Source organism: Marinobacter sp. E2, from assembly GCF_055755345.1.
The window spans coordinates 1,624,210-1,636,395 of the sequence record NZ_CM146911.1 but is presented as its reverse complement, the minus strand read 5'-3'; the positions used below and the strand labels follow the sequence as shown (position 1 = coordinate 1,636,395).

The 12,186-nt window shown below is 60.9% G+C and carries 8 protein-coding genes; 3 read left to right on the top strand and 5 right to left on the bottom strand.

Features of this window, described 5'->3' with window-relative positions:
• The first annotated feature begins 63 nt into the window (after positions 1–63).
• Both AC0J1C_RS07415 and AC0J1C_RS07410 read left to right on the top strand, forming a co-directional pair.
• The gene (locus AC0J1C_RS07415) at positions 64–2,253 is read left to right on the top strand and encodes an OsmC domain/YcaO domain-containing protein (protein ID WP_473046253.1); all 2,190 of its coding nucleotides are present in this window, start codon (positions 64–66) and stop codon (positions 2,251–2,253) included.
• Positions 2,254–2,413: 160 nt separating this feature from the next.
• Complete coding sequence (locus tag AC0J1C_RS07410) at positions 2,414–3,973, top strand: glutamate synthase-related protein (protein ID WP_473046252.1); 1,560 nt, start codon at positions 2,414–2,416, stop codon at positions 3,971–3,973.
• Here the strand turns inward: AC0J1C_RS07410 and AC0J1C_RS07405 are convergent.
• The gene (locus AC0J1C_RS07405; protein WP_473046251.1) at positions 3,943–6,018 is read right to left on the bottom strand and encodes a dehydrogenase; all 2,076 of its coding nucleotides are present in this window, start codon (positions 6,016–6,018) and stop codon (positions 3,943–3,945) included. The two genes, AC0J1C_RS07410 and AC0J1C_RS07405, sit on opposite strands and share 31 nt — an antisense overlap.
• A 142-nt stretch (positions 6,019–6,160) precedes the next feature.
• On the opposite strand from AC0J1C_RS07405, the gene AC0J1C_RS07400 reads away from it, so the two are divergent.
• Positions 6,161–7,174, top strand: a complete 1,014-nt coding sequence (locus tag AC0J1C_RS07400) for a class I fructose-bisphosphate aldolase (protein ID WP_473046250.1) — start codon at positions 6,161–6,163, stop codon at positions 7,172–7,174.
• Between the two features lie 24 nt (positions 7,175–7,198).
• Here AC0J1C_RS07400 and AC0J1C_RS07395 read toward each other — a convergent pair whose 3' ends face one another.
• The 4 genes from AC0J1C_RS07395 to AC0J1C_RS07380 form a co-directional block, all read right to left on the bottom strand.
• A complete protein-coding gene (locus AC0J1C_RS07395; protein WP_473046249.1) occupies positions 7,199–8,110 on the bottom strand; it encodes an MBL fold metallo-hydrolase in 912 nt (303 codons plus the stop codon).
• A 187-nt stretch (positions 8,111–8,297) separates the two neighbouring features.
• Positions 8,298–9,269 carry a tRNA dihydrouridine synthase gene (locus tag AC0J1C_RS07390; RefSeq protein ID WP_473046248.1) on the bottom strand — a complete coding sequence of 324 codons (972 nt, stop codon included), beginning with the start codon at positions 9,267–9,269 and terminating at the stop codon, positions 8,298–8,300.
• Between the two features lie 155 nt (positions 9,270–9,424).
• Complete coding sequence (gene katG / locus AC0J1C_RS07385) at positions 9,425–11,599, bottom strand: catalase/peroxidase HPI (RefSeq protein WP_473046247.1); 2,175 nt, start codon at positions 11,597–11,599, stop codon at positions 9,425–9,427.
• 365 nt (positions 11,600–11,964) lie between these two features.
• Positions 11,965–12,183, bottom strand: a complete 219-nt coding sequence (locus AC0J1C_RS07380) for a DUF2835 domain-containing protein (RefSeq protein WP_375193769.1) — start codon at positions 12,181–12,183, stop codon at positions 11,965–11,967.
• Positions 12,184–12,186: the final 3 nt, after the last annotated feature.

The window sequence follows — 12,186 nt, the reverse complement described above, 5'->3', positions numbered from 1 at the left end:
CCGCCATTCGTCGGAAGCTCCCGGGCTGCGGCACGCCAAATTCTCCGATCCAGGTGTTTTGTCATGGAAATCAACGTCAATTTTCTCGAGAACCTCCGGCTGGAAGCCAAATTTGACGATTTCACGGTGGTGACGGACCAGCCCATCCGCTACAAGGGTGACGGCTCCGCCCCCAGCCCGTTCGATTATTTCCTGGCCTCGTCGGCGCTTTGTGCCGCCTATTTTGTGCGGGTTTACTGTCTGGCGCGGGACATCCCCACCGAGAACATCCGGCTGTCCCAGAACAACATCGTGGACCCGGAGAATCGCTACAACCAGATCTTCAAGATCTCCGTGGAACTGCCCGAGGACATCTCCGAGAAGGACCGTCAGGGCATCCTGCGCTCCATCGACCGCTGCACCGTGAAAAAAGTGGTACAGACCGGCCCCACCTTCGAGATTGAAACCGTCGAGAACCTGGACGCCGACGCCCAGGCCCTGTTGATGACCCAGCCCGAAGGCGGCACCCAGACGTTTATCGAGGGCAAGGACCTGCCTCTGGAGCAGACCATCGCCAATATGACAGGCATCCTCGAAGAGCTGGGCATGAAGATCGAAATTGCCTCCTGGCGCAATATCGTGCCCCACGTCTGGTCCCTGCACATCCGCGACGCTGCCTCCCCCATGTGCTTTACCAACGGCAAGGGCGCGACCAAGGAGAGTGCCCTGTGCTCGGCCCTGGGTGAATTCATCGAACGGCTGAACTGCAACTTCTTCTACAACGATCAGTTCTTCGGCGAGGAGATCGCCAACAGCGAGTTCGTGCATTACCCGAACGAAAAGTGGTTCAAACCGGGGCCGGACGACGAGCTGCCGGAAGGCATCCTGGACGATCACTGCCTGGCCATCTACAACCCGGACGGTGACCTTCGGGGCTCCAACCTGGTTGATACCAACTCCGGCCGGGCCGACCGGGGCATCGTGTCCCTGCCCTTTGTGCGCAAGTCCGACGGCGAGGTGGTCTACTTTCCCTCCAACCTGATCGAGAACCTGTTCCTGAGCAACGGCATGAGTGCCGGTAACACGCTGCCCGAGGCCGAGGTGCAGTGCCTCTCGGAAATCTTCGAGCGGGCGGTGAAAAAAGAGATCATCGAGCAGGAAATTGCCCTGCCGGATGTGCCGCGAGAGGTGCTGGAAAAGTACCCGGATATCCTCGAGGGTATTCAGGCTCTGGAAGCCCAGGGCTTCCCAACCCTGGTGAAAGACGCCTCCCTGGGCGGCCAGTTCCCGGTGATGTGTGTCACCCTGATGAACCCGAGAACCGGCGGTGTGTTTGCCTCCTTCGGCGCCCATCCAAGCTTTGAAGTGGCACTGGAGCGCAGCCTGACCGAACTGCTGCAGGGCCGCAGCTTCGAGGGATTGAACGACGTGCCACCGCCCACCTTCAACAGCCTGGCGGTGACCGAGCCAAACAACTTTGTGGAGCACTTTATCGATTCCACTGGCGTTGTCTCCTGGCGTTTCTTCAGTGCCCGATTCGACTACGAGTTCGTGGAATGGGATTTCTCCGGCACCAACGCCGAAGAGGCCGACCGCCTGTTTGGAATTCTCCGGGACCTGGGCAAGGAAGTGTACGTGGCCGTGTATGAGGAACTGGGCGCGCCGGTGTGCCGGATTCTGGTCCCCGGCTATTCCGAGGTGTATCCGGTGGAAGACCTGATCATGGACAACACCAACATGGCCCTGGACTATCGGGAAGACATCCTCAACCTGCACCGCCTGAGCGATGAGCAGCTGGCCGATCTGGTGGAGCGCCTGGAGGAAAGCCAGCTCGACAACTACATGACCATCATCACCCTGATTGGCGTGGAGTTCGACGAGAACACCGTCTGGGGCCAGCTCACCATCCTGGAGCTGAAGATCCTGATCTGCCTGGCGCTGCAATGGCACGAGGAAGCGCTGGAATTCGTCGACATGTTCCTGCAGTTCAACGACAACACCGTGGAGCGAGGCCTGTTCTATCGCGCCATGGCGGCGGTACTCGAGGTAACCCTGGACGAGGAGCTGGAACTGGAGGATTACCTCACCAACTTCACCCGGATGTTCGGCGAGCAAACCATGGATGCGGTGGTCGGCTCGGTGAACGGCACCGTGCGTTTCCATGGCCTCGAGCCCACCAACATGCAACTGGAAGGACTGGACAAGCACCAGCGTCTGATCGAGAGCTACAAGAAGCTCCATACGGCCCGAGCGGCCCGCGCCGGCCTGGCCTGATCGCCCCCGTCGACAGACTCGAGCAACCGCACTGCCGCGTGCAGTGCGGTTGCTTTCTATCCATCCCGGAACATAACAAGTAGCCTATTTTCGTTTAATGCCCGTACACCTCTAGAGTTTTCCGACCATTTCCGGCACAAACGAAAACAGGAGCCTTGCGATGAGCAATCCGGTGATCGCTGATAACAAGCCGAAGAAAGTCACGCTGAAGAAAGGAAAGGAATACGCGTTCTGCGTGTGCGGTCGCTCCAGCGACCAGCCCTTCTGCGACGGTTCCCACGCAGACACAGGCTTCAAACCGAAAGTCTTCAAGGCGGAAAAAGACGAAGAGGCGGTGCTGTGCCAGTGCAAACAGACCGGCAGCGCGCCGTACTGCGATGGCACCCACCAGCAGTTCAGCGATGATCAGGTTGGCAAGGAAGCGCCCGATGGCGACGATAGCGACGACGGGCAATCCGGTGACGCCCCGAAAGCCAGGTCCACGAAAGAAGAACCCACCGTTGAATTTATCCATCAACTGGCCCGGGAAGGCCTGAGCAACATGGGCCACCATGGGCCGACCACGGCCATGGGCGTACCCCGCCATACCCTGCCTCACTGGGACGATCTGCAACTGATGGTGGCGCAGATGGCCGGCAAGCCCCTGGCGGACGACGCCGACGTGGCCACCGAGCTGGTCATTGGCCCGGAAGCGCGCAAACCGCTGACCCTGAGCATGCCGCTGTTTGTGTCCGACATGAGTTTTGGGGCCCTGTCCGAGGAGGCAAAAATCGCCCTGGCCCGGGGTGCCGAAATGGCGGGCACCGGCATCTGTTCCGGCGAGGGCGGCATGCTGCCGGAGGAGCAGCAGGAGAATTCCCGGTATTTCTACGAGCTGGCCAGCGCCAAATTTGGCTATAAGGAAGAACTGCTGGAAAAAGTGCAGGCCTTCCACTTCAAGGGCGGCCAGGGCGCGAAGACCGGCACCGGCGGCCATCTGCCCGGTAACAAGAACACCGGCAAGATTTCGGAAGTGCGGAACATTCCCGAGGGCGAACCGGCCAACTCGCCGCCCACCTTCGAGGACCTGCGCTCGGTGGAGGACTTCAAGCGCTTTGCCGGCCAGGTTCGGGAGATTACCGGGGGCATTCCGGTGGGCTTCAAGCTCAGCGCCAACCACATTGAACGGGATATCCAGTTCGCCCTGGATGCCGGCGCCGACTACATCATTCTGGACGGCCGTGGCGGCGGCACCGGCGCTGCGCCGGAAATTTTCCGGGACCACATCAGCGTACCCACCATTCCGGCCCTGGCCCGGGCCCGCCGTTACCTGGATGATCGCGGCGCGAGCGGCCGGGTCACTTTGATCGTCACCGGCGGGCTGCGGGTGCCCATCGACTTCGTGAAGGCCCTCGCCCTCGGGGCCGATGGTGTGGCGGTAGCCAACAGCGCCATGCAGTCCATCGGCTGTGTGGCCGCACGCATCTGCAATACCAACAACTGCCCGGCGGGCATTGCCACGCAGAACAAGGATCTGCGCCAACGCCTGAATGTCGACCAGTCGGCGAAGCAGCTGAAAAACTTCCTGGAGGCGTCAACGTCGTTGATGCAGGTGATGGCCCGGGCCTGCGGCCATGACAGCCTGAACAAATTCAACATCGACGATCTGTCCACCTGGCATCGGGAGATGGCCCTGTTGAGCGGTGTACGCTACGCCGGCGTGCTTGACCCCTCCGCCTGAGGCTCAGTGCTGGCCGCCAGGGTTCTCACCCGCTCGAAGTCCTCTTCGGTGAACACACCGTTGACTCCGGAAATGGCGGCCAGCTTCATGCCATGGCGCAGGCCCAGTTTGTAGATCTCCCGAACCTTCTCCCATTCGATGTTGCGACCAAGGGTGAAGTTTTCGAAACGGGCTTCCAGGGCCAGCACGATGGTCTCTGCCAGACAGGCATAGGCGATACCCCCGGGCAGGCCGATGTCCTTCATTCGCACGTCGCCGGGTAGCTGAATTTCCCCGGATTCGATCACCAGCACGTCCGGGCGTTTGGCTACATCCTCGGCGGGGATATCCAGCGGCCTGGCAACATCGGTAATCACACAACCCGGTTTAACCCTGGTGATGTCGAGAACACGCTTGCCAGCGCCAGAGGTGGCGGTGACGATCATGTCCATCTGGCCAACGTCGCGATCGGCCGAGCCCGCAAGATGAACGATGGCCCCGGGGGTTTCCTGTTCGATGCTTTCTTTCAGGGCCAGAAGCTTGGCCGGCTCCGGCGCCGCCAGGTATATTTCGTCCACGGCCTTGGCCAGCAGCCTGGCGCAAACCGATCCGATGGCGCCAGTGGCGCCGACCACCATGGCCTTGCCGGCAGCCTTTCCGTTGGGGCCGATGGTCACCCGGCCGATTCTTTTCATGGCCTCATGGGCGGCCCACAGGGCGCCCGAGGCGCTGTAGCTGTTGCCGGTGGTAATCGGCAGTGGCGCCCGCTTGGCCACGGTAATGCCGGCATCCCCCACCACCTTGGTAAAGGCCCCCAGGCCCATGATCTGGGCGCCAAGTTTCTTTGCCAGTTTTGCTGCTTGCAGCAACCGCGCGTAGGTAAATTCCGGTCCGTGGGCCATGATTTCACGGGGCGTGCCACCGACCGTGATCAGCCAGCCTTCCGCCTCGTCGCCTGTGGGCGAACGGATGCCCGAGACTTTTGAATAGATAAACGGGGGCGTGTAAGCGACGGCCTTTTCCACCAGGTTCATCACCGTCGGGGGCGACACACTGGCGATCCAGTCCAGGGGCGGTGTCCTGGTCAGGTATTGTTGCGACAGCGGATGGATGACGAAGGCAAACCGGTTCACCCGCCGGTAACCATCGGGATACAGGATGCGAGGCTCCATCCCCAGGGCCTGGATCACATCCAGGTAGTCGTCCGGACCTAGTTGCTCTGGTGTGCGGGCCAGTGCCGCACTGATCATGGCCTCCATTACGTTGACGCCGACAGGTCTGCCCGCCAGCCAGGGGCTGTAGTCAACCACCATGGCCACCCGGCGGGAGCGCAGCCAATCCAGTGACGCCCCGGTCACCCGGGAAGTGATCACGGTTTTGCCGTCCAGCTCCTTCTGGCCAAAATGCTCAAGATCACCCAATGCCCCCACAATGACATGGGCGTCGGCAACGGCTTTTCCGAGGGAACCACGCACCAGCCCCTCACCGAGACGATAGACCGGCGTTCTCAGCAGCGCCTCCACGGTTCTCACCGCTGCTGGCCGGAACATCAGGGGCGCGGTCAGGGCGGTGTAGGTTTCCAGCTGGTTCAGCGAAGTCAGCAGCCTTGGCACCCCGAAATCGATGTAGGGATCAGCAAAAAAGAGATTGTCGGTATGTTCCGCCAGCGCCCTGGCAATGCGATAGCCGGCCTGGCCGTTAACGAACAGTACCCGGGCATTGTCGAAGAAGTGGCCCAGTTCTGACTGCGTGTGCCTCACGGCCCACTCCTGCAGGATTCCCCGGAGCCCGGCGCCCGTGGTTACGGGTTTGTCGGGGACCACCGCCTCGAGCCGGGCGGTATCGGGATGTTCCAGTCGTTCCCTGCCGACTTCGTAATGATCGTGCACCATGCTCAGGCCGATGGCGTCGGCCTGTTCGTGCACCGAATCCAGCACGGCCTCGGCCCGCGAGAGATCGCCATCCACGCCCACGCGAATAATCCGGAAAGACTGTCCGAGAAACTCGGTTTCGAGATCGTAATCGTACTCGGAGGAACCCAGGCTTACACTGAAGACGGTTTTCATGGTGCGGCCTTCCCTGTCTGCGGCAGCAGTTATACCAAGCCTAAACCAGATCAGACGTCCGCACCTTAGTCCAGATCAAATTTCGAAACGCCTGTGAGCGACTACACTCAGAGAACGTGGGACCATCAGACAGGAGCGTGCTATGACCCTACAGGAAGAACTCGATGCTACCGTCCAGGAGCTGGTGCAGGCCGGCAAGGGCATCCTTGCGGCAGACGAAAGTCACCCCACCATCGCCAAGCGATTCAAGGCGGTGGGCGTTGAGTCCAGCGAAGAAAAACGCCGCGAGTATCGAAGCCTGATTTTCTCCGCATCGGGCCTGGGTGAGTTTATCAGTGGCGTGATTCTGTTCGAGGAAACCCTGGGCCAGACCAGCCTCGACGGGGTGCCCATGGCTAAGTTGCTCGCCAGTAAGGGTATTGTGCCCGGTATCAAGGTCGACAAAGGCAAGCAACCCCTGGTCAATGCACCCGGCGACGAAATCACCGTAGGGCTGGATGGCCTCGAGGATCGGCTGGAGATTTACAAGAACCAGGGCGCCCGATTCGCCAAGTGGCGCAACGTGTTTCACATCTCCGACAACCTGCCCTCCCGCCAGGCGGTGGAGGCCAATGCAGAGGTGCTCGCTCGCTATGCCGCGATCTGCCAGTCCGTGGGCATCGTGCCTATTGTGGAGCCGGAAGTCCTGATCGATGGCGATCACAGCATTGAGCGGTGCGCCGAGGTCAGTGAAGCGGTGATCCGGGAGGTGTTCCACGCGCTGTACCGCCACCGCGTAGCGCTGGAACAGATGATTCTCAAGCCGAGCATGGTCACGCCAGGCAAGGAAAATCCGAAGGCGAGCCCCGAAGAGGTCGCCAGCGCCACCCTGGGTGTGTTCCGGCGTTCGGTGCCAGCAGCCGTGCCCGGCATTTTCTTCCTGTCCGGTGGCCAGACGCCTGAGGAGGCCACCGTTAACCTGAATGCCATGAACTCCCTGGGACAGCAGCCCTGGGCTCTGAGCTTTTCCTACGGTCGGGCGCTTCAGGAGCCTGCCCAGAAGGCCTGGGCGGGCAACCTGGAAAACGGCCCGGAAGCCCAGGCCGCCATGCTCAAACGCGCACGGCTCAATGGCGCGGCGCGCTCAGGCAGTTATCGGCCGGACATGGAGGACTAACCGGGCCCGGCCCTTTTGTCACCATCAATCGCAACCGCTGACACATTTGGCGGTGCGATCGAATGCCATGGTGCGCCCGCTCAGTGGCACATGCACCGGTACCGTTACCCGATCACGGAACAGCGCGGTGCGGGTGCCCGCCTTAACCTCACCACCCTCGGTGGCTGGCTCGTTGGCGTGAGACGCAATCACAGACGACGGCTGCACCAACTCGTTGATCACGTAGGCCGCCTGGGTGGGTCCGGTAGTGAAGGTGTCGCCAATGTTCATAACGGTCAGCAACGCGCCGTAATGATCGTTCACCACCAGTTTCTGCTCGGCGGTGATGCCGGTGTCACCCGACAGATACGCCACCAGACCGTTCGAGAACTTCAGCACATAGCCGGTGGGTGGTCCCACGCTGGCACCAACGCCGGCCGCTTTCAGATACTCCGCCAGCGGCCCGGTGAGGAACGACGGCGACACCCCGTTGCTGTGTACCGCAGGCACGGTGGTAATGGCCACGCCACCCACGGTCACTTCACCACCAAAGCGCACCAGCTTCGACTTTCCGGGGTCTCCACCGGCGTCTTTCAGCTTGGCCGCGAAGAACGCAGGCATTTCGCTGCCGGTGACAATCATAGCGTCGTGCTTGAGTGCAATATCCACGGTGTTCGACTGCGGCAAGGTGGAAACGCCGGTATCCGGCGACGCGCAGGTGCCTTCGTTCGTCTTGCGGATTCGCTGGTCACCCACGTGGTCGCCATGCATGTGCGAGACCAGCACCACATCGATCTTGCCAAGGCGGGGATCGTCCGGGCCGGCCACGGTGCGCCCGGCGTCGTAGAGAATGCGGGTGCCGTTCGGGTCTTCAAACACCAGGGCCCGATCGCGGCTGCAGAACTCGCCGTCATGGCTACCCAACGGCGTGACTTTGACCACATGGTCATCAGCCATGGCGGGTTGCCAGGCAAGTGACAGGGCACAGACAGCCAGCGCAGCGCCTGTTATACGGTTCCGAAACGTGTCGGAAATCATTGTGTCGTCCTCCCACAGGTTTTGTTGTTCGTGTGATTCTTGTACGAACAAAAACGCTTCCGGTACCAGTGTAGTCCGGAAAACGGGAGGGCGGGGCTAGCGGGACTCAGGCCGCGCGGTAGCGGGCGCGCGCCGGGGGCTGCTCCAGGCACGCCAGCATGGGGGCCACCTGTCGGATCTTGCGGGCCTCAGGCCAGAGCGCTTCGGCTTCGGCAAAGCCCTGGCGAAGGAAGTTCAGCCACTGTTTGATGCGCCCGGTCACGTAGCGGTCTTCCAGCCAGCCCTGCAGAACCGTCGCGTACTCACGTACCAGGGCAACGGCTTCCGGCCAGGTCATATCCTCGATGGCTTCACCCTGCTGGCTGGCTTTGATCTGCCTTGCCAGATCTGGACGGGCAATCAGCCCCCGGCCGATCATCACATCCTCACAGCCGGACACCTCGCGACAGCGCCAGTAATCGGCCACGGTCCAGATCTCGCCGTTGGCGATGATGGGCGTGCGGACCGCTTCCCGAGCCCGGGCGATTTCTTCCCAGTAAGCCGGCGGTTTGTAACCGTCCACCTTGCTGCGGGCATGGATCACGATTTCCCCGGCGCCAGCGGCCTCAAGGGCCTGGGCGCAGGCCACGCCCATGGAGCGGTCGTCGTATCCCAGACGCATCTTGGCGGTTACCGGAATCTCGGAGGGCACCGCCGCCCGAACCGCAGCGACAATCTCGTGCATCAGTTCAGGCTCTCGCATCAGCACACAGCCGCCCTTGTGCTTGTTCACCGTCTTCGCGGGGCAACCAAAGTTGATGTCCACCTGGCTGGCGCCAAGCTCGGCGGCACGCACGCCATGGCGCGCCATCTGGTGCGGGTCAGACCCCAGCAGTTGCAGCGCCACCGGCGTTCCCACGCGGGTCATCGACCGGTTGTAAAGCTCTGGCGCGTACTTGTAGAACACCCTTGGCGGCAGCATGCCATGGGTCACACGCACGAATTCGGTTACACAGCGGTCTATCCCGCCTACCTGGGTCAGGGTTTCACGAATGGGTGCATCCACAAGCCCTTCCATCGGGGCAAGAATGATACGCATGGGTACTCCGGGCGGGCGCTGCCACCGTCTCAAGCGGGATCGGAAATCTGGGCGCGATTGTACGGGATTCGGGGCCCTACCAACAGCAGGGGACACACCTATGGATGGCAGGAACAAAAAGGGCGCCCGAAGGCGCCCTTTCAACTGGCAGGTGATCAGTGCTTCACGTCGAACCGATCCGCGTTCATCACCTTGGTCCAGGCGGCTACGAAGTCCTTGACGAACTTCTCCTCGCTGTCGTCCTGGGCGTACAGCTCGGCGTAGGCGCGCAGGATGGAGTTGGAACCGAACACCAGGTCAACACGGGTCGCGGTGAACTTGGTGTTGCCGCTCTTGCGATCCACGATGTTGTAGCTGTTCTTGCCGGTGGGCTCCCAACGGTTGGCCATGTCGGTCAGGTTCACGAAGAAGTCGTTGGTCAACTGGCCAACGCGATCGGTGAACACGCCGTGCTTGGTGCCGCCGTAGTTGGTGCCCAGGACTCGCATACCACCCAGCAGAACGGTCATCTCCGGTGCCGTCAGGCCCATCAGCTGGGCACGATCCAGCAACAGTTCCTCCGGCTTGACCACGTAATCCTTCTTCTGCCAGTTGCGGAAGCCATCGGCGACCGGCTCCAGCGGCTCGAAGGACGCCGCGTCGGTCTGCGCGTCTGTAGCGTCGCCACGGCCTTTCAGGAACGGCACGTGCACGTCGTGGCCGGCTGCCTTGGCCGCTTTCTCGATACCCAGGTTGCCGCCCAGCACGATCACGTCAGCGATGCTGGCGCCAGTGTCGGCGGAAATCTTCTCGTACACCTTGAGCACCTTGGCCAGACGGTCAGGCTCGTTGCCTTCCCAGCTCTTCTGCGGCGCCAGGCGGATACGGGCGCCATTGGCACCGCCACGCATGTCGGAACCACGGAAGGTGCGTGCGCTGTCCCAGGCGGTACAGATCAGCTCGTTCAGGCTCAGACCGGCTTCATCGATCTTTTCCTTGACCACTTCCTCAATGTAGTTGGTCTCGCCCTGGGGTACCGGATCCTGCCAGATCAGGTCTTCCTTCGGTACGTCCGGGCCGATGTAACGGGACTTCGGCCCCATGTCCCGATGCGTCAGCTTGAACCAGGCGCGGGCGAAGCAGTCCTGGAAGTACTGCGGGTCAGCCATGAACTTTTCACAGATGGCGCGATACTTCGGGTCCATCTTCATGGCCATGTCGGCGTCGGTCATCATCGGCTTGACCCGGGTTTTCATGTCGGTCGGGTCAACCGGCATGTGCTCTTCCTTGATGTCGACCGGTTCCCACTGGTTGGCGCCAGCCGGGCTCTTGGTCTGCTGCCACTCGTAGCCGAACAGAAGGTCGAAGTACCCCATGTCGAACTTGGTGGGGTTGGTCGTCCAGGCGCCCTCAATGCCGGAGGTAACCGCATTGGTCGCCTTGCCCTGCATGTTCGGGTTCATCCAGCCGAAACCCTGGGTTTCGACGTCGGCACCTTCAGGCTCCGGCCCAAGGGCCTCGGCATCGCCATTACCGTGGGCTTTACCGACAGTGTGGCCGCCCGCTGTCAGCGCTGCGGTTTCCTCGTCATTCATTGCCATTCGGGCAAAGGTTTCACGAACCTGCTCCGCGGTCTTCAGCGGGTCAGGGTTGCCGTTGACACCCTCGGGGTTTACGTAAATGAGGCCCATCTGAACCGCAGCAAGCGGGTTCTCCATGGTGTCCGGCTTTTCGACGTTTTCGTAACGGTTGTCGGACGGCGCCAGCCACTCTTTCTCAGCACCCCAGTAGATGTCTTTTTCCGGATGCCAGATGTCCTCACGACCGTAGGAGAAGCCGAAGGTCTTGAAGCCCATGGATTCATAGGCAATATTGCCGGCCAGGATAAACAGATCGGCCCAGCTTACCTTGTTTCCGTACTTCTTCTTGATCGGCCAAAGCAGACGCCGCGCCTTGTCGAGGTTGCCGTTATCGGGCCAGGAGTTCAGGGGAGCGAACCGCTGGTTACCGGTACCGCCGCCCCCGCGGCCATCGGCCAGACGGTAGGTACCTGCGGCGTGCCACGCCATACGGATCATCAGGCCGCCGTAGTGACCCCAGTCAGCCGGCCACCAGTCCTGGCTGTCGGTCATCAGGGCATGCATGTCCTTCTCGAGGGCTTCGTAGTCGAGTTTCTTGACCTCTTCGCGGTAGTCGAAGTCTTCACCCATGGGATTGGTTTTGCTGTCATGCTGGTGAAGGATGTCGAGATTCAGGTTCTCCGGCCACCAGTTGGTGTTGTCCTGACCGTGGGCGGTGCTGCTACCGTGCATTACCGGGCACTTTCCGCCTGAGCTGTTGTTCTGGGTCATTTCTCTCTCCTCGTTGGGTTTGGCAAAACGACACTGCTTCAAAGAAAAGGCACAACTAACTATAGGACAGAAAAAACGCACTGCTCTGAGATTTTCTTATGCCCTGAATAGCGATTGCCTATAGGGTTCCCGCAGGCTTGCGGCACGCACCGAACCTATTGCGAGCAGGCAAAATTGCTCGAGTAATCCGCCAGAATTCCCAGCAGGTCCTGCCAGGTCGGTACGACACTCAATGAATTCGGATCTTTCATGGATCAGCTCCTGCCTCACGAGAACAACCTCACTGTAGCCCGGGAACAAGAGACCAATACAATTAATTAAAAATACGTTTATGAAAGTTTTTATTAATCAGCAGGAGTGAAAGGTCAGAGGCGCTCAATGGAGGCGAATTTTCCGGCATCGTCAAAAACGATACGAAAGCTGCCACGAATGCCGTCGGGGAGGTAAAAACGGGAGAGAATACGGGCCGGGAAACGGACAGAACGTCCGTCCCGGGCCGTGGTGTGGACATCGCTGGCCACGCCCTGGTAGAGCTTGATCCACTCATCCGGGCCAATGCTGATGTCCACAATGATCTGCTGCATGGG

Excerpts from the sequence above, each read along its gene's own strand:
- AC0J1C_RS07415 (WP_473046253.1), top strand. The coding sequence starts at position 64 with ATGGAAATCAACGTCAATTTTCTCGAGAACCTCCGGCTGGAAGCCAAA.
- AC0J1C_RS07410 (WP_473046252.1), top strand. The coding sequence starts at position 2,414 with ATGAGCAATCCGGTGATCGCTGATAACAAGCCGAAGAAAGTCACGCTG.
- AC0J1C_RS07405 (WP_473046251.1), bottom strand. The coding sequence starts at position 6,018 with ATGAAAACCGTCTTCAGTGTAAGCCTGGGTTCCTCCGAGTACGATTAC.
- AC0J1C_RS07400 (WP_473046250.1), top strand. The coding sequence starts at position 6,161 with ATGACCCTACAGGAAGAACTCGATGCTACCGTCCAGGAGCTGGTGCAG.
- AC0J1C_RS07395 (WP_473046249.1), bottom strand. The coding sequence starts at position 8,110 with ATGGCTGATGACCATGTGGTCAAAGTCACGCCGTTGGGTAGCCATGAC.
- AC0J1C_RS07390 (WP_473046248.1), bottom strand. The coding sequence starts at position 9,269 with ATGCGTATCATTCTTGCCCCGATGGAAGGGCTTGTGGATGCACCCATT.
- katG (WP_473046247.1), bottom strand. The coding sequence starts at position 11,599 with ATGACCCAGAACAACAGCTCAGGCGGAAAGTGCCCGGTAATGCACGGT.
- AC0J1C_RS07380 (WP_375193769.1), bottom strand. The coding sequence starts at position 12,183 with ATGCAGCAGATCATTGTGGACATCAGCATTGGCCCGGATGAGTGGATC.